16 protein-coding genes and 2 tRNA genes are annotated in these 22,623 nt (G+C 64.4%); 4 read left to right on the top strand and 14 right to left on the bottom strand.

The features are described from left to right. Positions 1-94 precede the first annotated feature (94 nt). On the bottom strand, positions 95-3,448 hold the full coding sequence (locus tag V9L18_RS16300) for an Rne/Rng family ribonuclease (protein ID WP_337348204.1): 3,354 nt from the start codon (positions 3,446-3,448) through the stop codon (positions 95-97). Between the two features lie 505 nt (positions 3,449-3,953). Here V9L18_RS16300 and V9L18_RS16305 point away from each other — a divergent pair. Continuing rightward, entirely contained in the window at positions 3,954-4,634 is a 681-nt protein-coding gene (locus V9L18_RS16305; RefSeq protein ID WP_337348205.1) for a vitamin K epoxide reductase family protein, read from the top strand. A gap of 98 nt (positions 4,635-4,732) precedes the next feature. Here the strand turns inward: V9L18_RS16305 and ndk are convergent, their stop codons facing one another. The 4 genes from ndk to ileS are packed head-to-tail and all read right to left on the bottom strand — an operon-like array spanning position 4,733 to position 10,316. Beyond that, positions 4,733-5,152, bottom strand: coding sequence for a nucleoside-diphosphate kinase (ndk, locus tag V9L18_RS16310; RefSeq protein ID WP_267275371.1), 420 nt, complete (start codon positions 5,150-5,152; stop codon positions 4,733-4,735). Positions 5,153-5,189: 37 nt separating this feature from the next. Beyond that, positions 5,190-5,627 carry a DUF4233 domain-containing protein gene (locus V9L18_RS16315; RefSeq protein WP_337348206.1) on the bottom strand — a complete coding sequence of 146 codons (438 nt, stop codon included), beginning with the start codon at positions 5,625-5,627 and terminating at the stop codon, positions 5,190-5,192. 3 nt (positions 5,628-5,630) lie between these two features. Continuing rightward, positions 5,631-6,989, bottom strand: coding sequence for a bifunctional folylpolyglutamate synthase/dihydrofolate synthase (locus tag V9L18_RS16320; RefSeq protein WP_337348207.1), 1,359 nt, complete (start codon positions 6,987-6,989; stop codon positions 5,631-5,633). Positions 6,990-6,992: 3 nt separating this feature from the next. Then, on the bottom strand, positions 6,993-10,316 hold the full coding sequence (gene ileS, locus V9L18_RS16325; protein ID WP_337348208.1) for an isoleucine--tRNA ligase: 3,324 nt from the start codon (positions 10,314-10,316) through the stop codon (positions 6,993-6,995). A gap of 357 nt (positions 10,317-10,673) precedes the next feature. Between ileS and V9L18_RS16330 the strand changes: the two genes are divergently transcribed. After that, positions 10,674-11,750: an endonuclease/exonuclease/phosphatase family protein gene (locus V9L18_RS16330; RefSeq protein WP_337348209.1), complete on the top strand. Its 1,077-nt coding sequence runs from the start codon at positions 10,674-10,676 to the stop codon at positions 11,748-11,750. On the opposite strand, the gene V9L18_RS16335 is transcribed toward V9L18_RS16330, so the two are convergent. Beyond that, on the bottom strand, positions 11,751-12,524 hold the full coding sequence (locus V9L18_RS16335; RefSeq protein WP_337348210.1) for an SDR family oxidoreductase: 774 nt from the start codon (positions 12,522-12,524) through the stop codon (positions 11,751-11,753). Positions 12,525-12,606: 82 nt separating this feature from the next. Between V9L18_RS16335 and valS the strand changes: the two genes are divergently transcribed. Beyond that, positions 12,607-15,225, top strand: a complete 2,619-nt coding sequence (gene valS, locus V9L18_RS16340) for a valine--tRNA ligase (RefSeq protein ID WP_337348211.1) — start codon at positions 12,607-12,609, stop codon at positions 15,223-15,225. 366 nt (positions 15,226-15,591) lie between these two features. Here valS and V9L18_RS16345 read toward each other — a convergent pair whose 3' ends face one another. The 6 genes from V9L18_RS16345 to V9L18_RS16370 all read right to left on the bottom strand — a co-directional run bounded on the left by V9L18_RS16345 (position 15,592) and on the right by V9L18_RS16370 (position 20,813). Continuing rightward, on the bottom strand, positions 15,592-16,206 hold the full coding sequence (locus tag V9L18_RS16345) for a mycothiol-dependent nitroreductase Rv2466c family protein (protein ID WP_337348212.1): 615 nt from the start codon (positions 16,204-16,206) through the stop codon (positions 15,592-15,594). 51 nt (positions 16,207-16,257) lie between these two features. Continuing rightward, on the bottom strand, positions 16,258-17,538 hold the full coding sequence (gene clpX, locus V9L18_RS16350; protein ID WP_337348213.1) for an ATP-dependent Clp protease ATP-binding subunit ClpX: 1,281 nt from the start codon (positions 17,536-17,538) through the stop codon (positions 16,258-16,260). A 180-nt stretch (positions 17,539-17,718) separates the two neighbouring features. Further along, a complete protein-coding gene (locus tag V9L18_RS16355) occupies positions 17,719-18,378 on the bottom strand; it encodes an ATP-dependent Clp protease proteolytic subunit (protein ID WP_267275380.1) in 660 nt (219 codons plus the stop codon). A gap of 35 nt (positions 18,379-18,413) precedes the next feature. Beyond that, positions 18,414-19,037, bottom strand: coding sequence for an ATP-dependent Clp protease proteolytic subunit (locus V9L18_RS16360; protein ID WP_337348229.1), 624 nt, complete (start codon positions 19,035-19,037; stop codon positions 18,414-18,416). A gap of 219 nt (positions 19,038-19,256) precedes the next feature. After that, positions 19,257-20,654: a trigger factor gene (gene tig / locus V9L18_RS16365; RefSeq protein WP_337348214.1), complete on the bottom strand. Its 1,398-nt coding sequence runs from the start codon at positions 20,652-20,654 to the stop codon at positions 19,257-19,259. Positions 20,655-20,738: 84 nt separating this feature from the next. Then, a tRNA-Pro gene (locus V9L18_RS16370) sits at positions 20,739-20,813 on the bottom strand. Between the two features lie 161 nt (positions 20,814-20,974). Between V9L18_RS16370 and V9L18_RS16375 the strand changes: the two genes are divergently transcribed. Beyond that, positions 20,975-21,048 (top strand) — tRNA-Gly (locus V9L18_RS16375). A gap of 172 nt (positions 21,049-21,220) precedes the next feature. Here V9L18_RS16375 and V9L18_RS16380 read toward each other — a convergent pair. Next, positions 21,221-22,111 carry an Fpg/Nei family DNA glycosylase gene (locus V9L18_RS16380; protein ID WP_337348215.1) on the bottom strand — a complete coding sequence of 297 codons (891 nt, stop codon included), beginning with the start codon at positions 22,109-22,111 and terminating at the stop codon, positions 21,221-21,223. After that, entirely contained in the window at positions 22,111-22,605 is a 495-nt protein-coding gene (locus V9L18_RS16385; RefSeq protein WP_337348216.1) for a ribose-5-phosphate isomerase, read from the bottom strand. Before V9L18_RS16385 ends, V9L18_RS16380 begins: the two co-directional genes overlap by 1 nt. Positions 22,606-22,623 lie beyond the last annotated feature (18 nt).

Raw genomic sequence — 22,623 nt, forward strand, 5'->3', positions numbered from 1 at the left:
GCCTGGTCACATGAAGCCGTTAACGCGCGATGCCCGGACGCGCCCCTGCGAAGGGTCGTGTCCGGGCATCCTGGCTGATGTCCTTTGCGGAGGATCAGAGCTCGGAAGCAGGTACTCCTACCCCGAGGATGATTGGCGCCTCTGCCTGTTTCTTGTCGCCTGCGGCGGTTGTGGCCGGCTCAGGCGCCTTGGCCGCGTGGGAGTGGCCGCCGGCTGCTGCGTGCGTTGCCTCGTGGTGTTCTACCGAGGTTGCGTTTGCCGCGCCCTGGGCCCGGCTGGCGCTGCGGTTGCGGCGGGGCCTGCGGGTACGGGACTGCTCAGCGGTGTGGTCTGAGTAATCCTTCTCCTCTACCGCAGCATGCGGCACATCGGTGCTTGGCTGCGGGGCAGCCTGCGCAGGCTCCGGAGCGGCAACGGCGGGCTCGCCGAGGTGCGCGAAGGCTTCAGCGAGCCTGTCGAGCGTCAGGGCCGGCTGCTGCGGCTGGTCTGCCGCGTGCTCCACGAACGGCAGCACCACCTGTTCCCCGCCGAAAGTGAGCACGGCAGCAGGACGTCCGGACGCGTCGGCGTCATGCTGGCGGGCTGTTGCCGGTGCCTGGCCTGTTGTTGCCGGGGCGGCGTGGGCCTGCTCCGCCGTCGGCCGTGCTGCCGCTGCAGCAGGGCTTCCGGCCGCCGCAGCTCCAGCAGCGTGGGCTACCTCGTCGTCGTGCAGGTGCGCTGCGTGCGCCGCCGCGGCGATGTTGGCCAGGGCCAGCCTGGTGGCCTCAGCCTTGGCGTGCCGCTCGGCGTCGCTGGGATCCGGGTGGACCGTGTGGACCTGGACCGGTGCGGACGGTGCCGCCTCCAAGGGAACGCCTCCGCGTCCACGGCGCCGCTTGCGGTCGCCACGTGCGCCGGGCTGGCTGTCAGCCCGCTGGCTTTCCGGGCGCTGGTCGGGCCGCGGGGTGTCCGTGCGGTGAGTGTCCGTACGCTGCACGTGGTGCTCGGCAGCCACCGTGTTGGCGCGACGGTGCTCCACGGGATCGTCGTGGGTGACCACGCCGCGGCCGGCACAGGTTTCGCACTGCTCGCCGAAGACTTCCAGCAGCCCGGTGCCCATGCGCTTGCGCGTCATCTGAACGAGCCCCAGGGACGTTACTTCTGCCACCTGGTGCTTGGTGCGGTCGCGGCCCAGGCATTCCACCATGCGGCGCAGGACGAGGTCGCGGTTGGATTCCAGGACCATATCGATGAAGTCGATGACGATAATGCCGCCGATGTCGCGGAGCCGCAACTGGCGTACAACTTCTTCGGCAGCTTCGAGGTTGTTCTTGGTGACCGTTTCCTCGAGGTTGCCGCCGCTGCCGGTGAACTTGCCGGTGTTGACGTCCACCACGGTCATGGCTTCGGTTCGGTCGATGACCAGCGAACCGCCAGAGGGCAGGAAGACCTTGCGTTCGAGTGCCTTATGGATCTGCTCGTCGATCCGCCAGGCCGCGAAGATGTCCTGGTCCTTGGTCCACTTTTCCAGGCGGCCCACCAGATCGGGGGCCACGTACGTGACGTAGGCCTCGATGGTGTCCCATGCCTCCCCACCGGAAACGATCAGCTTGGAGAAGTCCTCGTTGAAGACGTCCCGAACCACCTTGATGGTGAGGTCCGGTTCGCCGTAGAGAAGTTCCGGGGCAAGGATCTTCGTGGACGTGGACTGGCTTTCAATGCCCTCCCACTGGGCGCGCAGACGGTTGATGTCGTGCGTAAGCTCCTCTTCCGAGGCGCCTTCTGCGGCCGTGCGGACGATGACGCCGGCATGCTCCGGCAGGCGGTCCTTGAGGATGCGCTTGAGCCGGTTGCGTTCGACGTCGGGCAGCTTACGTGAAATTCCCGTCATGGAGCCGCCGGGTACGTAGACCAGGTAGCGGCCGGGGAGGGAGATCTGGCTGGTCAGGCGCGCGCCCTTGTGACCCACGGGGTCCTTGGTGACCTGGACCAGGACGGTGTCGCCGGACTTCAGGGCGTTCTCGATCCGGCGCTGCTTGCCTTCGAGGTTGACGGCTTCCCAGTTCACCTCACCGGCGTACAGGACGGCGTTCCGGCCGCGGCCGATATCAACGAACGCCGCTTCCATTGATGGCAGGACGTTCTGCACCTTGCCGAGGTAGACGTTCCCGATCAGGGAGTCCTGCTGCGTCTTGGAGACAAAGTGCTCGGCCAGGACGCCGTCTTCCAGGACTGCGATCTGGATTCTGTCGTCGCGTTGCCGGACGATCATCTGGCGGTCCACGGATTCGCGGCGGGCCAGGAACTCTGCTTCGGTGATGACGGTGCGGCGGCGGCCAGTATCGCGGGATTCACGGCGGCGCTGCTTCTTGGCTTCCAGCCTGGTGGAGCCCTTGACGGACGTCACGCGGTTGTTGACGGGCGCTTCGGTCACGGCGCGGGGAGCGCGGACGCGGGTCACTGTGTTGGGCGGATCGTCATCCCCGCCACCGGTCAGTTCCAGGTCCTGGTCACCGCGGCGGCGCCGACGACGACGGCGGGAGGTTACGCCCTCGTCTGGCTGGCCCGCTGATTCCTCGTCAGCTTCCTCTGTTTCATTGTCGCTGCCCTCGCTGTCGCCCTCGAGGTCGCGGTCGCCTGCGCGGCTGCGCCCGCGGCGACCACGGCTGCGCCGCCTGCGACGGCCGTTGGCGTCGTCATCTTCGGTGAGTTCGGCGTCGTCCTCTTCCGCTTCCTCCGCCGCCGCGGTGGGTGCCGGGGCGGGACGGACCACGGTGCTCAGGTCCGGTGCCTGGAACAGGACGGAGGTTGCCGACCCTGGCTCCAGGAAAAGGGAGCCGAACGGGCTGGCCGGTGCTGGCTGTGCGGGTACTGCGGCTTCAGCGTCAGGCGCGGTGGTTTCGGAAACTGCGGGTGCCGGCGTTTCCACCGTTGCCGATTCCGGCACCTGGGTTTCCTCCACTGCGGCCTCGGGCTCGAGAGCCTTCGACGCCGGGGTTTCCTCTACGGGAGTTTCAACTGATGCTGCAGCAGCCGCAGGCTCCGCCTCTGTCCCGGGGACGGCTGCGACGTCAGGAGCCGACGTCTTGCGGGTTGCGACGCGGCGGCGACGGACCGGCTTTGCCTCCGGCTCTGCTTCGGGGGTGGCAACGGCGGACGCGGCTTCGTCGGCGTGGCCGGAGCCTGCCTCAGCGACCGTTTCCGGGGCCGCTGCCTCGGCTGCGAACGCAGGCAGTGGCTCGGTGGCGTCTACCTTTTTTCGCGCACGGGTGCGGCGGACCGGCGGAGCCGCCTCAAGCGCAGGTTCTTCAGCGCCGGGCGTCGCAGAGGCATCCGCTGCGGTCGCTTCCGGGGTGGCTTCCGGCTTTGGCGCGGCCTTCCGCCGGGTCCTGGTGGCCTTCTTCGGCGCGTCCGGAGCCTCGGCTACCGCTTCATCGTTGTTAACGGCAAATACTTGTTCATTTTCCATATGTGGCAACACTCCTGCCCCTGACGTACCGCCACATCCGGCACCCATTGGGGCACATATTTGTCAAAACCCGCAGGCATTGACAGAAGTCAAGTGGATACTCCCAGGTTCGCACCGGCAGTGGGGTGCGGCAGCCCGTGGGAGCCGGCAGCAGCATTCTGAAACCCGTTGTTCTACATGCCACAACCAGGTGCCGACCAATGGAATGGCGGGAAGACGGATCAGAGAATCCGAAGCCTGCCAGCTCATCATTGGCGGTCTTGGGAACAAAGCCACCGGACCGGAGTCCGAATGTGGGTCGGCCTCCAGCCAAGTTCATTCTCTCACACGCCGACTAAAAGACGGGGGAAGCAAGATCGGCCGATCATTTCGAGCCTGCCTGCCTGCTGGGCGGACAGCCCGGTGCCGAGGGCGCTGACGGGCAGAAAGCTAAGCTGGGCGCCGGATTCAGGCTCCGGCGTTACAATCGGGGCAAAGAGCACCCGATGAAAAGGACGCCTGAACCATGCCAAGCATTTCGCCCGTCAGCGGCGCCGAAACCGGCAGCCCGGCCTCCGCGCGCCCGGCGACGGCCCCGGAGACTCAGGGGACAGTTCCTCCGATGACGCGCAACCGGCCACTTGGCTGGCTGATGGTGGCCACCGGAATCATCGGCTGGCTCGCCTCGGGAACGCTCGTCCTGGAGAAGCTCGAAGTACTCAAGGACCCGAACCACACCACCGTCTGCGACGTTAACCCATGGATTTCCTGCGGGCAGGTGATGCAGACCTGGCAGAGTTCCGTCTTCGGATTCCCTAATATGTTCATCGGCATTGTGGCGTTCGCGGTGATCATCACCACCGGCATGGCGCTGCTGTCCGGCGCTACGTTTGCCCGGTGGTACTGGGCAGGCCTTCAGGCCGGAGTGACCCTGGGCTTCGCTTTCGTAGTGTGGCTCTGGTCCCAGGCCCTGTACGAGATCCACATCCTGTGCCCCTTCTGCATGATTGTCTGGGCCGCCATGATCCCGCTGTTCGTCTGGGTGACAGTCAGGAACATCACCCACGGAGTCCTCCCCCTTCCCTCAGGGGTGGCGCGGGTGCTGGGCGACTCGGGCTGGATCATCACGGCGCTGCTCTACGTAGCTGTTATCGCAACCATCTTCTTCGCCTTCATCCAGGTGTTCGCGGGCACGTCAGGCTTCTGACGCCTGCCGCAGACCCATCGAAGTGACACTTAAGGCCAATGTCCGCCCCGGACATTGGCCTTAAGTGTCACTTCGATGAGGCGGGTGGGTACAGGATGTTAGTCCTGGAACCAGATCTTGATTTCGCGCTCAGCTGAGTCCACGGAATCCGAGCCGTGCACCAGGTTCTGCTGGACCTTCAGGCCCCAGTCCCGGCCGAAATCGCCGCGGATGGTGCCCGGGGCGGCCGTGGTGGGGTCCGTGGTGCCGGCCAGGGACCGGAAGCCTTCGATGACGCGGTGACCTTCGAAGATCGCTGCCACAACCGGGCCGCTAAGCATGAATTCCACGAGGGGTTCGTAGAAGGGCTTGCCGACGTGCTCTTCGTAGTGCTGTTCCAGGAGTTCCCTGCTGGCATCAACCTTCTTCAGCTCGGCAAGGGTGTAACCCTTGGCCTCGATGCGGCTCAGGATGGCGCCGCTGAGGTTGCGTGCCACGCCATCGGGCTTGATCAAAACGAGGGTGCGCTCAATGCTCACGGTTGCTCCAATGCGTTGGTGGGGTTTCGGGTCAATTCTACGAGGCTTCCGGGTGCGCGGCGTTCCACTCTGCCTGCTCGCGTTCGCGCTGGGCGGCCTCGGAGTCGATCCGGATGCCGGTCCTGATCCCGTACCACCAGGCAAGGCCGAACAGCCCGCCCACCAGGAACATCAGGGGCTCCACGAGGCCGGTCAGGATGAGTACGATTTGCAGGATCCAGCCGAGCGCCACGCCCCAAGGTTTGGACAGCACAGCGCAGGCAAGGATCATGATGACGCTCAGGCCAATGCCGACTCCGAGGATCAGCGCCGGGGGCAGTTCCCCGCGCTTGAGGCCGAAGACCGCGAGCGTGGCAAAGAACGCCACAAAGGCCTCCAGCAGCAGAACAGTGGAGGCGAACATCACCTTGGTGGAACGGCGCTTCTTGGGCATCCCCGGGCGCCATTCCCGCTGGGCCCTGGTCAGTTTGGCCACGAGCTACACCTCCGTCTTTCCCAGGAGGATCCGGGCTTCGGCCACCAGTGTGATGGAACCGGTTACGAGAACTCCGCCAGCGAGGTCATCGTTGGACTCCGCGCGTTCAACTGCCCATTCCAGGGCGTTATCCAGTTTCTCCTCGATGTGGATGTTGTCCTCCCCGAAGCCCAGCTCCACAGCCAGTTCGGCGAGTTCGGCAGCTGGTACTGCACGGGGCGAGTTGGACTGCGTGAAGCAGTATTCCTCAGCGAGGCCTGCCAGGGAGTCCTTGAGCTGGCGCAGGATTTCTTCCGCGTCCTTTTCCTTCAGCACCCCGACCACCGGAACGAGCTTGCTGAAGCTGAAGGCCTCCTGGATGGCTTCGGAGGAGACTCGGATGCCGTCGGGGTTGTGCGCTGCGTCAACGATGATGGTGGGTGCGGTCCGGACAACCTCCAGCCGTCCCGGCGAGGTGACGGATGCGAAGGCTTCCTGGAGCACGTCGGCGTCGAGTTCCTTTTCGCCGCCGAAGAATGCCTCCAGCGCGGCCACCGCAACGGCAGCGTTCTGGGCCTGGTGGGCCCCGTGCAAGGGGACCATCAGTTCCGGATAACGTCCGGCGATCCCCTGGATGCTGACGATTTGGCCGCCGACGGCCACGGTCCGGGATTCGACCCCGAATTCCACGCCTTCAAAGCGGAACGGCACGGACACTTCCCGGGCCTTTTCCAGCAGCACCTGGGCGGCGTCAACCGGCTGCGCCGCGCTGACCAGGTACCCGCCCGGTTTGATGATGCCGGCTTTCTCGTAGGCGATGTCCTCCGTCGTGTCGCCCAGCAGGTCCGTGTGGTCCAGGGAGATGGGTGTGACCACGGAGACCTGTCCGTCGCCTACGTTGGTGGCGTCCGTGACGCCGCCGAGGCCTACTTCAATGACGGCAACGTTCACCGGTTGGTCGGCGAAGACCGCGAAGCCGAGGATGGTGAGGCACTCGAAGTAGGTGAGCCGGGGCTCCCCCGCAGCGGTGAGTTCGTCGTCGACGATCTGCAGGTAGGGGCGGATCTCGTCCCAGATGCGGACAAACGTCTCATCCGACACCGGGGCGCCATCGATACTGATCCGCTCAGTGACCTTGGATAAGTGCGGGCTTGTGTAGCGGCCCGTGCTCAGTCCATGGGCGCGCAGTCCGGCCTCGATCATCCGTGCCGTGGAGGTCTTGCCGTTGGTGCCGGTCACGTGGATGATCGGGTACGCCTTGTTGGGCTCCCCCAACACGTCCATGGCGCGGAACAACGGCGCCAGCCGTGGTTCCATCTTGTTTTCGGGGGCACGCCCCAGGAGCTCGGCGTAGACGCTTTCCACGGAAAATTCGTCGGTCATGTCCTAGGCCTCGATCTTTTCGACGGTGATCTGCAGCTCGGTGCCGTCTCCGTTGGAGAACAAGCCAAGCTCCAGGGTCAGGGTTTCGGTGACTACAAGGTTTTCGTGGGCTTTCACCGCGTCCACAACATCCATCGTGGCGGTGACGTTTGTCCGGATGCGGTCACTGACGTTCAGCCCGGCATCCTTGCGCGCCTGCTGGATGGCACGGACCATGTCGCGGGCCGTGCCCTCGGCCTCGAGCTCGGGGGTAACCTCGGTGTTGAGCACCACAAATCCGCCACCTGGCAGAACGGCCGCCGCGCGCGAGCCGGCGCCCGCCGCCGCTTCTGCCACCACGGTTTCCAGGGCGTATTCCTGCGGTTCCAGTTCCAGGCCGCCGGCAGTAACCACGCCGGCGTCGGAAACGGACCAGTCGCCGGACTTCGAGCCCTTGATGGCCTGCTGGACGTTTTTGCCCAGGCGCGGGCCCGCGGCCCGGGCGTTGACGACGAGCTTCTGCTCGATCCCGAACTCCTCCGGGGAGGCGCTATCGGCGTCGAGCAGGCGGACCGAGCGGATGTTCAGTTCGTCCGCGACGACGGCGGCGAAGCCTTCCAGCGCATCCGCGCCGGGTGCCACCACGGTCAGTTCCTGCAGTGGCAGCCGGACGCGAAGGTTTGCGGCCTTGCGCAGCGAGGAGCCGGTGGAGCAAATCTGCTGGACACGGTCCATCGCTTCGACCAGCGTTGCGTTGGATGGGAACAGGTCAGCATCCGGCCAGTCGGCCAGGTGTACGGAACGGCCGCCCGTCAGGCCGCGCCAGATCTCCTCGGAGACCAACGGCAGCAGCGACGCCGCCACCCGGGAGACGGTTTCCAGCGCGGTGTACAGCGCATCGAAGGCGTCAACGCTCTCGTCGAAGAAGCGCTGGCGGCTTCGGCGGACGTACCAGTTGGTGAGCATGTCAAGGTAGCTACGGAGTTCGTCGCAGGCTCCGGAGATGTCGTAGCTGTCCAGCTGGGTGGTCATGTTGCGGACCAGGTCGCCGGTGTTGGCCAGCAGGTATTGGTCCAGGGTGTCCGCGTAGCCGTCGTACCGCAGCTTCGCTTCGTAGCCCTTGCCTCCTGCAGCGGCGTTTGTGTACAGCGTGAAGAAGCTGTACACATTCCACAGCGGCAGGATGACCTGGCGGACGCCGTCGCGGATGCCCTGCTCGGTGACCACCAGGTTGCCGCCGCGAAGGATGGGGCTGGACATCAGGAACCAGCGCATGGCGTCGGAGCCGTCGCGGTCCAGGACCTCTGAGACGTCCGGGTAGTTGCGCAGGCTCTTGGACATCTTCTGACCGTCCGAGCCCAGCACGATGCCGTGGCTGATGACGTTCCGGAAGGCCGGACGGTCAAACAAGGCCGTTGAGAGGATGTGCAGCATGTAGAACCAGCCGCGCGTCTGGCCGATGTACTCCACGATGAAATCTGCGGGGTTGTGGGTGTCGAACCAGGCTTCGTTCTGGAAGGGGTAGTGCACCTGGCCGTACGGCATGGAGCCGGAGTCGAACCAGACGTCCAGGACGTCTTCGACGCGGCGCATCACGGACTGTCCCTCTTCGGGGGTCCGGGGGTCGTCGGGGTTCGGGCGGGTGAGTTCGTCGATGAATGGGCGGTGCAGGTCAACCTGGCCATCCGCATTCAGCGGCAGGCGGCCAAAGTCGGCTTCGATCTCGGCCAGGGAGCCGTAAACGTCCGTCCGCGGGAATTCGGGGTCGCTGGACTGCCACACGGGGATGGGGCTGCCCCAGTACCGGTTGCGGCTGATGGACCAGTCGCGGGCGTTTTCCAGCCATTTGCCGAACTGGCCGTCCTTGACGTTGCCGGGGATCCAGTTGATCTCCTGGTTCAGTTCGGACATCCGGTCCTTGAATTTGGTGACCTCGACGTACCAGGACGACACTGCGCGGTAGATCAGAGGGTTCCGGCAGCGCCAGCAGTGAGGGTAGCTGTGTTCATAGCTGGCCTGCCGGACCAGGCGGCCCTGGGCGCGGAGCACCTGCGTGATGGGCTTGTTTGCCTCGAAGACCTGGAGGCCCGCGATGTCATGCAGGTCGCCGTGCTTGAACAGTGGCAGGAATTTGGCGCCCTCGTCCACGGACAGCACCACGGGGATGCCGGCCTCTTCACAGACCTTCTGGTCATCCTCGCCATAGGCCGGTGCCTGGTGGACGATGCCCGTGCCGTCGGTGGTGGTGACATAGTCGGCCACCAGGATGCGCCAGGCGTTCTGGGTGCCGAATTTTTCGGTGTCGCTGAAGTCGTTCCACAGCGGCTGGTACTGCAGGCCCTCCAGCTCTGCCCCGGTGTGGGTGGACGTGACCGCGGCCTCGGCGGCCTCAACATCCTCGTAGCCAAGGTCCTTGGCGTAGGTGGCCAGCAGGTCCGCGGCCAGGAGGAAGCTTCCCGTGACGGGCGCCTCCGGCGAGGCGGCCTTGATGCCGTTGGGTCCGGCGGGCAGTACGGCGTAGGTGATGGAAGGCCCGACGGCGAGCGCCAGGTTGGTGGGCAGAGTCCACGGGGTGGTGGTCCAGGCAAGCGCCTGCACGCCGGCCAGCTGCCGGGAAAGAGCGGACTCCCCTGCCGTGATGGGGAACGTCACGGTGACAGTCTGGTCCTGGCGGTTCTTGTAGACGTCGTCGTCCATGCGCAGTTCATGGTTGGACAGCGGGGTTTCGTCTTTCCAGCAGTACGGCAGCACACGGTACCCGTTATACGTCAGGCCCTTTTCGTGCAGTTGCTTGAAGGCCCACAGGACCGACTCCATGTACTCGACGTTGAGGGTCTTGTAGTCGTTGTCAAAGTCCACCCAGCGGGCCTGCCGCGTGACGTAGCTCTGCCATTCATCGGCGTACTTCATGACCGACGCCCGGCAGGCGTCGTTGAACTTGTCGATGCCCATGGCCTCGATCTGGGTCTTGTCAGTCATGCCGAGCTGCTTCATCGCTTCCAGCTCAGCAGGCAAACCATGGGTGTCCCAGCCGAAGCGGCGTTCCACGCGGCGGCCGCGCTGGGTTTGATAGCGCCCCACCAGGTCCTTCGCGTAGCCGGTCAGGAGGTGTCCGTAGTGCGGCAGGCCGTTGGCGAACGGCGGGCCATCATAGAAGACGAACTCGTTGCTGCCGGGTTCGCCGCCGGGGGCGTCAGCGCTTCGCTGGTCGATGCTTGCCTGGAACGTGCCGTCCTCGTCCCAGTACTTCAGGATGCGTTCTTCGATTTCCGGAAACTTCACGGAAGCGGAAACACCTGCGCCCGGTGCGGCCGAAGGGGAGGCTGAGGCTTTGGGGTAATACGTCATTCTCGACATCCTGGGTTGAGCTGGTGAACCGTCCAGCCGTTGCTGTCGGGCTCCGTTCAGGATGCGAGGACGGCTCCTGCGCAGTCCGGGGACTGCACGCTTACCGCGGTACCACCTCACTTACCGGCACTCCGTCACGCTCCTTGGAACGTGCTGTTGCGCCGGCCGCTCATTACTGCTGTGACGGGCTTACCCGTCCGGTTCTACTGACACTGGCCGCCAGGTGCCTGGCGATATGTGCGTTCTTCCGGAAGCTCACCGGTGATAGCCGGGTCATAACCGTCTTCAAGTCTACTATCGCCCGGCGGCCCACCGCCATTCCCGGTGCGGGGAGTGTTATTGCCTAGACTCAGGACCATGACTGCTTCCGCCCGCGGCTCCACCGCTGCACCTGGACAACAACCGAAGGCAACTGCAGTTCCTGCCCAAACTATGCCGCCTGCGCCCGTTCCGGCCAGGAAAATCCTTGCCCCGGCCTGCCGCTGGCTGTCGCTCCTGGCCTCCCTGCCAGTGATGGCTATGTCGGTGGTCCGGGCGGTTCCAGGGGAATGGCCGGTCCTGGCAGTCCAGCTGGTTTCCTTTACACCGTGGCTGGCCCTGCCAGCCACGGTGGCACTGGTCCTGGCGCTGCTCGGCCGGAGCAGGTGGCTGCAGGTGGGCACTGCGGCGTTGCTGCTGTGCCAGGTGTTCTGGCTCTTTCCGTTTGATGCGGCCCGGCCGTCCGCAGCACCCGGCGCCGCAGCCACGGTGGAGCTGAAGGCCATGACCATCAATGCGGAGTATGGCCAGGCGGACGCCACCCGGATCGTGGAGCTGGTAAGGGATAACGGGATAGGGCTCCTGACCGTCCAGGAGCATTCGCAGGCCCTGCAGGACCGGCTGGCGGCCGCAGGCCTGGACACCCTCCTGCCGCACCGGATCAGCGACCCCACCGATGACGCCGCGGGTGGTGCCGTCTATTCCAGCCATCCCCTCGAACAGGTGGGCCTCATCCCGGACACGCCGTTCCGGATGCCGACGGTCCGGCTCACAGCGGAGGCACGAGGATCAGTCGCGGTTCTGGAGGTAACGAATGTCCACGCGCTGCCGCCCGTGGATGTCCGGGTGGACCAGTGGCGCAGCGACCTCGCGTCCGTGGGCAGGCTGACCGGGCGTCCTGGCAACAGGCTGCTGGTCGGTGACTTCAATGCCACATATGACCATTCCGAGTTCCGGCAGCTTCTGGGTGCAGGCCCAGGACTTGTCGATGTGGGGACAGCCTCGGGTTCCCGCCTGGTACCCACGTGGCCTATGGAAGGGGTCTGGCTGCCCGGGATCACCCTCGACCATCTGGTGACCAGCCGGCAGGTGGGCACTTCGGGCTACCAGGTCCACAAGGTGCCGGGTACGGACCACGCGGCCGTCCTGGCCACGCTCGCCGTACCGGCCACCTGATCAGCCTTCGCGGATGAGCTTGTAATTGGCGGCCTGCGCCACAGGGCGGATGACAATCTGGTCCAGGTTGACGTGGTGCGGCGCGCTGACGGCATACCGCACTACGTCAGCCACATCAGCCGCGGTCAGCGGCTTCTCCACGCCCTCGTATACCTTCTTGGCCGCTTCCGGATCGCCGAGCCGGTTCAGCGCGAACTCCTCCGTATAGACCAGTCCGGGGGCCACTTCGATAACGCGGACATTGTGCTCGGCCTCTTCCAGCCGGAGCGCGCCGGTCATGGCGTGTTGGGCGAACTTGGCCGCGTTGTAGCCTGCGCCGCCTTCGTAGGCCGCCAGCCCGGCCGTGGACGTGAGGTTCAGGACGGTGCCTTCACCATTGGCGCGGAGCATGGGCAGGAAGGCTCGGGTGACCTTCATGGTGCCGAGCACGTTGACCCGGTACATCCAGTCCCAGTCCTCGGTGTTGGCAGCGCCCACGAAGTCGGCTCCGCGTGCTCCGCCTGCGATGTTGATGAGCGTTCCCGCGCCCCCTGCTTCGGTGACGTGGGCAAGGAGCCGGGCGACGTCGTCGTCCTCGGTGATGTCGGCGGGAACCCCGACGGCGCCCGTCTCGGCTTCGAGCGCGGCCAGCCGTTCGGCGCGACGGGCTACAGCGAAAACCGTCCACCCCTCAGCGCGCAGCGCGCGGACGGTGGCCTCGCCGATACCGGTACTCGCCCCCGTAACTACTGCTGCACTACTCTGCCTTGCCGTGGTGCGTGAATCCTCAGTCATGGCACCACCCTAACGGCCCCGGCAGGGACCATGCCCCAACCGATGTCGCATGATGAAGTCCGGGCCATGAAACAATTGGCAGATGGCTGAAGCACATCAGGGTACAGACACGCCCTCCACCGCCCCTATCAACGTTCCGGACAAGCCCGCCCTTGAGGGGCTTGAAGCCGCCCTCACGCAGCGCTGGCTTGCCGAAGGGACCTACAAGTTCAACCCGGACACCACCCGGGAGCAGGTCTACTCGATCGACACTCCCCCGCCCACCGCGTCAGGTTCGCTGCACGTGGGGCACATGTTCTCCTTCACGCAGACCGACGTCCTGGCCCGTTACCAGCGCATGATCGGCAAGAACGTCTTCTACCCGATGGGCTGGGATGACAACGGCCTGCCCACCGAGCGCCGCGTGCAGAACTACTACGGCGTGCGCTGCGACCCGGCTATCCCCTACGACGCCGCGTACCGGCCGCCGGCCCAGCCGGCCAAGAACCAGCGCGATTTCGACGTCGTCTCGCGCCGGAACTTCATCGAGCTCTGTGAAGAGCTTGCCGTTGAGGACGAGAAGGTTTTCGAGAGCCTGTTCCAGCAGCTCGGACTGTCCGTCGACTGGAAGCTGACGTATCGGACCATCGACGACGCCTCGCGCGAAGTCTCCCAGCGTGCCTTCCTCGCCAACCTCGCAGCCGGCGACGCCTACATGGCAGAGGCCCCCACGCTGTGGGACGTGACGTTCCGCACGGCCGTTGCGCAGGCCGAACTGGAAGACCGCGAAGTGGCCGGGCACTACTACCGGTACCCGTTCTTCACGGAGGACGGCGAGAAGATCTACATCGAGACCACCCGTCCCGAACTGTTGGCGGCCTGTGCGGCCCTGGTGGCAAACCCCGACGACGAACGGTACCAGCCGCTGTTCGGCAAGAAGGTCACGTCCCCGGTCTTCGGCGTTGAGGTTGAAGTCAAGGCCCACCCGCTGGCCAAAGCGGACAAGGGGTCCGGCATTGCCATGGTCTGCACCTTCGGTGACCTCACCGACGTCACCTGGTGGCGCGAGCTCCAGCTGCCCACTCGGGCCATCGTGGGCCGTGACGGACGCATCATCGGCGACACCCCGGACTGGATCAGCACCGACGCCGGCCGTACGGCGTTTGAAGCCATCGCGGGCAAGACTGTCTTCAGTGCCAAGGAAACTGTGGTGGAACTCCTGGCCGCCGAGGACCTGATCGACGGTGAGCCGAAGAAGATCATGCACCCCGTGAACTTCTACGAAAAGGGCGACAAGCCGCTCGAAGTGGTCACGTCCCGCCAGTGGTACTACCGCAACGGGGGCCGCGAAGAGGACCGCCGCGAACGCCTCATCGCCCGCGGCCACGAGATCGACTTCCACCCTGCCTTTATGCGGTCGCGCTTCGAGAACTGGATCTCGGGCCTGAACGGCGACTGGCTGGTTTCCCGCCAGCGTTTCTTCGGCGTTCCCATCCCCGTCTGGTACCCGCTCGACGCCGACGGCAACCCGCAGTACGACACCCCGATCGTGCCCTCGGATGAGCAACTGCCGGTTGACCCCGCGGCAGATGCAGCACCGGGCTACGACGAGGCCCAGCGCGATCTCCCAGGCGGCTTTACCGGTGACGCCGACATCCTGGACACTTGGGCCACGTCCTCTCTGACGCCCCAGATCGTCGGCGGCTGGAGCCGGGACGAGGACCTTTTCGCCAAGGTCTTCCCGTTTGACCTGCGCCCCCAGGGCCATGACATCATCCGCACGTGGCTCTTCTCCTCGGTGGTCCAGGCGGACTCGCTGCAGAACACCGCGCCGTGGAAGCATGCCGCCATCTCGGGCTGGATCCTGGATCCGGACCGGAAGAAGATGTCCAAGTCCAAGGGCAACGTGGTGGTTCCCACCGACGTGCTCGACGAGTTCGGCTCCGACGCCGTCCGCTACTGGGCCACATCGGCCAAACTCGGCGCTGACACAGCGTACGAGATTGCCCAGATGAAGATCGGCCGCCGCCTGGCGATCAAGCTCCTGAATGCCTCCAAGTTCGTCCTGAACCTGGGAGCCACGGAGAATTCGGTGGTGTCCACCGATCTCTCCGTGCTCACGAATCCGCTGGACCGTGCAGTCCTGGCACAGCTGGCCGACGTGGTGCGGCAGTCCGCCAAGGCGTTCGAGAATTACGACTACGCCCGGGCGCTGCAGATCACCGAGAGCTTCTTCTGGCAGTTCACGGACGACTACGTCGAACTCATCAAGGACCGCTCGTACGGCGCGGCCGGCGAAGAGGAGCAGGCTTCGGTCCTTGCCGCCCTCGCCACGAGCCTGGACACCCTGCTGCGTCTTTTTGCCCCGTTCCTGCCCTTCGCCACCGAAGAGGTCTGGGGCTGGTGGCGCAACGGGTCAGTGCACCGTGCCGAATGGCCCACGGCCATCGAGGTCGACGGCGACACCACCCTGCTCGCCACCGTGGGCACTGCCCTCAGTGGTGTCCGCAAGGCAAAGTCTGAGGCCAAGGTGAAGCAGCGGACCGAGGTCCTCTCTGCCACTATCACTGCCTCCGAGTCGCTGACCACCCAGCTCAAGGCCGGCCTGGCGGACCTGAAGGCGGCGTCGAACGCCCGCGAACTGACGCTGGTAGCCGGAGAAGGCGAACTGACGGTCAGCGACGTCATCCTGGCTGCGCCGGAGGAACCCGCACAGGGCTGACCGGATCCGGGCCTGTTTCAAACAGGCCCGGATCCTGACGGCCTGTTTTTGGGCAAAGGGGAAGCCCCATCAGCGTTTTGCCGTTGGTGGGGCTTCGACTTTTCGGCCATCTGGTGACGTCTTTGATGGTCTGGCAGGATCCGCTGATCTTCAGGTCTTCCTACCTCGTCACTGGTAGCTTGTACCTGGCTTTGCCGAAGGCTGCGTCAGATACATATCACTGAATCTTTGGTTCCTGCGTCCCTCTTCTTTCGAAGTGGGTAAAAACCATTCTGGTCCCGGAGATGGGGATACGCAAGGGCCCCGGAAGAACTACATGAGAGTAGTTCTCCCAGGGCCCTTTTCGTTGTGTCTGGACGCAGGAATTCAGTCGAACCGGGGACGTTCAGTACGGCTCCGCTTAATCTCAAAGAAGTGCGGATAGGAGGCCAACGCCACGGTCGCGTCCCACAGCTGGCCAGCCTGCTCGTCCCGAGGAATACGGGTCAGCACGGGGCCAAAGAAGGCCGTTCCGTTAAAGGCGACCACCGGGGTTCCGACGTCCTGGCCCACCAATGAGATGCCCTCATCGTGGCTGGCGCGCAGCTGGGAATCGAACGCATCCGACGTGGCGGTCTCGGCCAGTCCGGCTGGGAGGCCGCATTCTGCCAGCGCCTTGCTGATCACAATGGCGAAGTCCTTCTGCCCGCCTTCATGGATCTGCGTTCCCATGGCGTCGTACAGCGGCTTAATGACGTGATCGCCGTGCTGCTCCTTGGCTGCGATGATGACGCGCACGGGGCCCCAGGCGTTGTCCATGGACTTCCGGTAGTCGGGGTCCAGGTCGCGGCCCTCGTTGAGGACTGCCAGGCTCATGACGTGCCAGGCAGTCTTGATGTCGCGGACAGCCTCCACCTCGCCGATCCATCGTGAGGTGATCCACGCGAACGGGCATACGGGATCGAACCAGAAATCGGCCTGGTTCGGGGTGGTTTCAGTCATGCGTCATTCCTCTGCGTCGTTCAGCGTGATGGTGTGTGGCGGCGGGTGCTGTCAGGCTGACTTACGGCGTTTGGTCACGTGCGGAATCATAGTGGGCTCAGCCTTGCTGAGTACCACGTCCGCCGTGATCACCACGCTGGCGATGTCTTCGCGGCTGGGCAGGTCAAACATGACGGGAAGCAGCACTTCCTCCATGATGGCGCGGAGGCCGCGTGCGCCTGTGCCCCGCTCAAGGGCCTGGTCCGCGATGGCATTCAGGGCGTCGTCATCGAAGGCGAGCTCCACGCCGTCGATCTGGAACATCTTCTGGTACTGCTTCACCAGTGCGTTCTTGGGAGTGGAGAGGATCTGGATCAGGGCGTCACGGTCCAGGTTGGATACCGTCGTGATCACGGGGAGCCGGCCGATGAATTCCGGGATCAGACCGAACTTCAGGAGGTCCTCCGGCATTACTTCGCCGTAGGAGTCGATCTTGTTGCTGGCCTCGTTAAGCGGGGCGCCGAACCCGATTCCCTTTCGGCCGGAACGGGAACCGATGATCTCTTCCAGGCCGGCGAACGCGCCGGCAACGATGAAGAGCACGTTGGTGGTGTCGATCTGGATGAATTCCTGGTGCGGGTGTTTGCGGCCGCCCTGGGGCGGGACCGAGGCTACCGTTCCTTCAAGAATTTTCAGCAGTGCCTGCTGGACGCCTTCGCCGGACACGTCCCGGGTGATGGAGGGGTTCTCGCTCTTGCGGGAGATCTTGTCGATCTCGTCAATGTAGATGATGCCCTGCTCGGCCTTTTTGACGTCGTAGTCCGCGGCCTGGATGAGCTTGAGGAGGATGTTCTCCACATCCTCACCCACGTAGCCGGCCTCGGTCAGGGCGGTGGCGTCAGCAACGGCGAAGGGGACGTTGAGGCGGCGGGCCAAGGTTTGGGCGAGGTAGGTCTTGCCACAGCCCGTAGGGCCGATCAGGAGGATATTGGACTTGGCGATCTCGACGTCGTCGTGGTGGCCGCCGTCGGCGAGGCTCCCGCTCTTGGGCGCATGGCCCGCCTGGATCCGCTTGTAGTGGTTATAAACAGCGACGGCGAGGGACCGTTTGGCCGGCTCCTGGCCGATGACGTATTCCTGCAGGAAGTCGAAGATTTCCCGGGGCTTGGGCAATTCAAAACTTCCCAGATCGGCGACTTCGGCGAGCTCTTCCTCAATGATCTCGTTGCAGAGTTCAATGCATTCGTCGCAGATATAGACACCGGGCCCGGCAATGAGCTTGCGTACCTGCTTCTGGCTCTTTCCGCAGAAAGAACACTTCAGCAGATCCGTGCTCTCGCCAATCCGAGCCATATGTGAACCCCTTAGTATCTTGCTGCCAGGCAGCTGTGCACCGTTGCTGGAATCTGTTCCGGCCTGGGAGGGCCGGCTGTGACAACATCCACTCTAGGTCACATTCGGTCCCAAGGGTGGAAAGCGAAGGCCGGTGCGGCCCAAATGAACTGGACCGCACCGGCCTGAAGCAGAGCCGTACTACCTGGTAATTGCCTGCGGCTTGATCTTGCGTGAATCCAGGACCTGGTCGATGAGGCCGTAGTTCATGGCCTCTTCCGCCGTCAGGATCTTGTCACGCTCGATGTCGTTGTTGACCTGCTCTGAGGTCCGGCCCGAGTGGTGGGCGAGGGTGTCCTCGAGCCAGGACCGCATCCGCATGACTTCAGCGGCCTGGATCTCTAGGTCCGAAGCCTGGCCGCCCTGACCGCCGGACAGTGCCGGCTGGTGGATCAGGACACGGGCGTTGGGAAGCGCCAGTCGCTTGCCGGGCGTTCCGGCCGCCAGCAGCACTGCAGCGGCGCTGGCAGCCTGTCCGAGGCAGACGGTCTGAATCTCGGGCCGGATGTACTGCATGGTGTCGTAAATGGCCGTCATGGCCGTGAACGAGCCGCCCGGCGAGTTGATGTACAGGGTGATATCGCGGTCCGGGTCCGTGGACTCCAGAACCAACAGCTGCGCCATGACGTCGTCGGCAGAGGCGTCGTCCACCTGCACGCCGAGGAAGATGATGCGGTCCTCGAACAGCTTGGTGTACGGGTCCTGGCGCTTGAAGCCGTAGGGCGTGCGCTCCTCGAACTGGGGAAGGACGTAGCGGCTGGTCGGAAGATTACCGGCAGTCGATCCGAAATTGTAAGTCATTGTGTTGCTCCTGATCTAAGTGTTCTAGTGCCGGGTTACTTCTCGGATGCTGGCTCGCCGGACGAACCGTTGGCGGTTCCGCCGCCGCCGGAAACGGAACCGGCGTGGGCCGCGATCTTGTCAAAGAAGCCATACTCCAGGGCTTCCTTGGCGGTGAACCACTTGTCGCGGTCGTTGTCCTTGAGGATGGTGTCCACAGTCTGGCCGGTCTGCTCGGCAGTCAGCTCAGCCATGACCTTCTTCATGTGCAGGATCAGCTCGGCCTGGATCTTGATGTCCGAGGCAGTACCGCCAATGCCGCCGGAAGGCTGGTGCATCAGGACGCGGGCGTTCGGCGTGGCGTAGCGCTTGCCCTTGGTGCCTGAGGAAAGCAGGAACTGTCCCATAGAAGCGGCAAGGCCGGTGGCCACGGTGACAACATCGTTCGGGATGAACTGCATGGTGTCGTAGATGGCCATTCCTGCGGTGACGGAGCCACCGGGAGAGTTGATGTAAAGGTAGATGTCCTTGTCCGGGTTCTCGGCGGACAGGAGCAGCAGCTGCGAGCAGATCGCGTTGGCGTTGTCATCGCGCACCTCGGAACCCAGCCAGATGATCCGCTCTTTCAGGAGGCGGTTGTAGATGTAGTTGTCCTGGGCTGCAGGATCGACTGTCGCCATTCGTGGGGCCTCTGCGTGCTGTGACATGTGTACTTACCTCTCGCTGGTGACGGTGACATCACTGAACTTCACTACTTGGACACTAACCGTTTTGACGGCCGATTTGTTCGCCCGAATCGCGCTGTTCGCTGACGGCGCACGAGCCGGAAACCGGCTGTTAAAGCACCCAGCCCCTGGACCGGTCGGGTCCAGGGGCGGGCGGCGGAAACTATTTCCGTACTAGAACTTCACGGCAGCGGGGTCGTCGTTCGCTGCGGATTCGGCCTTGGCGTCTTCAGCTGCGGCTTCCGTAGCTTCTTCCTCGACGGCGGGAGCTTCCTCTTCGCCACCGGGACGCACGAAGTCGCTCAGGTCAACGTTGTTGCCGGCGGTGTCGGTAACAGTTGCCTGGCCCAGCACAACGGCCAGTGCCTTACGGCGGCGCACCTCGGAAACCATCATGGGAACCTGGCCACTCTGATCGATGATCTGGGCGAACTGGTTCGGGTCCATGCCGTACTGGCTGGCAGTGGAGACGATGTAGTCGATCAGCTCGTTCTGGCTGACGTTGACTTCTTCCTTTTCGGCGATGGCGTCAAGGATGATCTCGTTCTGGAAGGCGCGGGCGGTGTTGGCCTTGACCTCGGCGCGGTGCTCCTCGGTGTCGTGCTCGCCTTCACCGTGGCCGCTGCCCTCCTTGAAGTGCGCTTCGAGCTGCTCTTCAACGACGGAGTCCGGAACCGGAACCTCAACGAGCTCAACGAGCTTGTCCAGGACCTTGTCCCGGGCTTCGACGCCCTGCTCAACAACCTTGGAGTCCGCAGCCTGCTTGGCCAGGTCCTCGCGGAGTTCAGCCAGGGTGTCGAACTCTGAAGCCAGCTGGGCGAAGTCGTCGTTGGCCTCGGGGAGCTCGCGCTCCTTGACGGCCTTCACAATAACCTTGACCTGGGCTGCTTCGCCGGCGTGCTCGCCGCCAACCAGCGTGGTGTCGAAGATGGAGTCTTCATCGGCGCTCAGGCCGGTGACTGCCTCGTCCAGGCCCTCGAGCATGGTTCCCGCGCCAACCTGGTAGGACAGGCCTGCAGCGGAGTCCACCTCGGTGCCGTCAACGGTGGCGGTGATGTCGATGGTCAGGAAGTCGCCATCGGCGGCCGGGCGGTCCACGGACTTCAGCGTGCCGAAGCGGCCACGGAGTTCGTCCAGGGCCTTGTCGACGTCTTCATCGGAGGATTCCGCAGCGGCAACCTCAACCTTGATGCCGGCGTAGTCAGGCAGCTCGATCTCGGGGCGGACGTCAACCTCGGCGTGGAACTTCAGTTCCCCGTCCGTGGACGTGGGGTCCGGAACTTCGGTGATCTCAACCTCGGGGCGGCTCAGGGGGCGGATGCCCGATTCCTGCACAGCCGCCTGGTACCAGCCGTTGAGGCCCTCGTTGATTGCGGTCTCCAGGACGTAGCCGCGGCCAACGCGCTGGTCGATCAGCTTGGACGGGACCTTGCCCTTACGGAAGCCAGGGACCTGGATCTGCGAAGCAACAGTCTTGTATGCCTCGTCGATGCTGGGCTTCAATTCCTCAAAGGGGACCTCAACATTGAGCTTGACCCGCGTGGGGGTGAGGTTCTCGACAGCGCTCTTCACGGTCTAAGTACTCCTGGGATTGTGGGATGGGTTTCTGCAAACGCATGTGTGTTCTGTCCAGGCCGTCCGGTCCGGGCCGCAGAGTCGGGGTGACAGGATTTGAACCTGCGACTTCCTGCTCCCAAAGCAGGCGCTCTAGCCAAGCTGAGCTACACCCCGTAAGTGCACAGGCAAGTCTACGGTCAAACCGGCCGTGATTGCACATTTGACACGTGGGGCATGAATTAGGTTTAGTTATATCCGGCTTGATCAGCCAGCCCGAAAGACCGGCAGTAGCATTGACAGTGCAGGACATGTTAATGCAGGACTGCTGTTCTCCCGGGGACGTAGCTTAATGGTAAAGCCTCAGTCTTCCAAACTGATTACGCGGGTTCGATTCCCGTCGTCCCCTCCATAACGAGTCCGTTCAACGGACAAACACCAAAAGGGCCCCTCGCTGAGGGGTCCTTTTTGTGTTGGCGTCTACCCGGAAGGCACCGCCCATCCGGCAGCCCGTGCTCCGGCAGACTCCGATGGAGCCCGTCACATACTGATCGTGGGCGGGCGGCGCGTCCGGCCTGCAGCCCCTAGTTCTCCTGGCAGCCGGGACACCAATAGAGTTTCCGGCCTCCCAGCTCTGCCAGGGCCACCGGGACGGCGCAGACCCTGCACGGCAGCCCCTGGCGTTTGTAGACGTAGTGCGCTTCGTCCCCCGCAGGCAACGCGGCACCCGCTGACCAGTACGACGGCGGCGTGGTGATGATCCTGCCGTCGCGGACGCCGTCACCCATCACCGCTGCGGTGTCATCCCACAACATTTCCGCGGATTTCCGGGGCAGCGAAGTGCCCGGCAGCAGCGGATCGATCCGCTGGCGGAAGAGGACTTCGGCCCGGTAGACGTTTCCGACGCCGGCAATCACCTTTTGGTCCATCAGCAGCGCCGCGATGGGCGTCTTTCGTGACTGCACGCCCGTCACAAAGCGTTCCCGGTCCGGCGGCAGATTGCGCAACGGATCCGGTCCCAGTCTCGCGAGCACGGCAGCGGCTTCGGCCGTGGTGATGGCAGCGCAGGTAGTGGCGCCGCGCAGGTCCGCCCAGCCGTGCCTGCCCACCAGCCTGACCCGGACTGCGCCGACCGGAGCAGGCGGGCCGGCGTAGTGAAGCCCGCCGCCGTCGTCGAATGTTTCCCGCTCCCCCACTTTCCGGGGCGCGCCAATGCTGGAGGCGCCCCGGAAGGCGGCGTCACCGCCGAAATCCCATGCCCCGTAGAGACCCAGGTGGACATGGAGCACCAGGGCGTGGTCAAAATGCAGGAACAGGTGCTTGCCGTGGGCCTGCGATTCGGTCAGCGTGTGGCCATCGAGCAGGGCGGCGCCGGCCGCGAACCGCCCCTGCGGACTGCTCACAGCCAGCGTCTCGCCGCCGAAAACATCGCCGAACTGGCGCGCCAGCCGGCGTACCGAGTGGCCTTCGGGCACTACTCGATAACCTCGCCGGTGGTTTCGTAGGCGGCAATCTTGCCGATCCTGCGCACGTGCCGTTCATCATTGCTGAACGGTTCCGCCAGGAAAGCCTCGATCAGCGCTGTGGCTTCTTCGACAGTGTGCTGCCGTCCGCCGACTGCCACCACATTGGCGTCATTGTGTTCACGGGCCAGCGTGGCAGTGGAGTGGTTCCAGGCCAGCGCTGCGCGAACGCCCTTGACCTTGTTCGCGGCGATCTGCTCACCATTGCCGGAGCCGCCCAGCACGATTCCCAGGGCGTGGACGCCGGCTTTCTGGTCAGCCACCACGGCCAATGCGGCGTTGATGCAGAAGGAGGGGTAATCGTCCTGTGCGTCGTACTCCTTGGGACCGTGGTCCACTACGTCGTAGCCCTTTGCCGTGAGGTGGGTGACGAGGTGGGCGCTGAGTTCCATGCCTGCGTGGTCGGTGGCGATGTGTACCCGCGGGAAGGCAGGGGAAGAAGTCACGACAGTATCCGTTCGGTT

This window comes from Pseudarthrobacter sp. CCNWLW217, from assembly GCF_037203985.1.
In the GTDB taxonomy this organism is placed as follows: Bacteria; Actinomycetota; Actinomycetes; order Actinomycetales; family Micrococcaceae; genus Arthrobacter.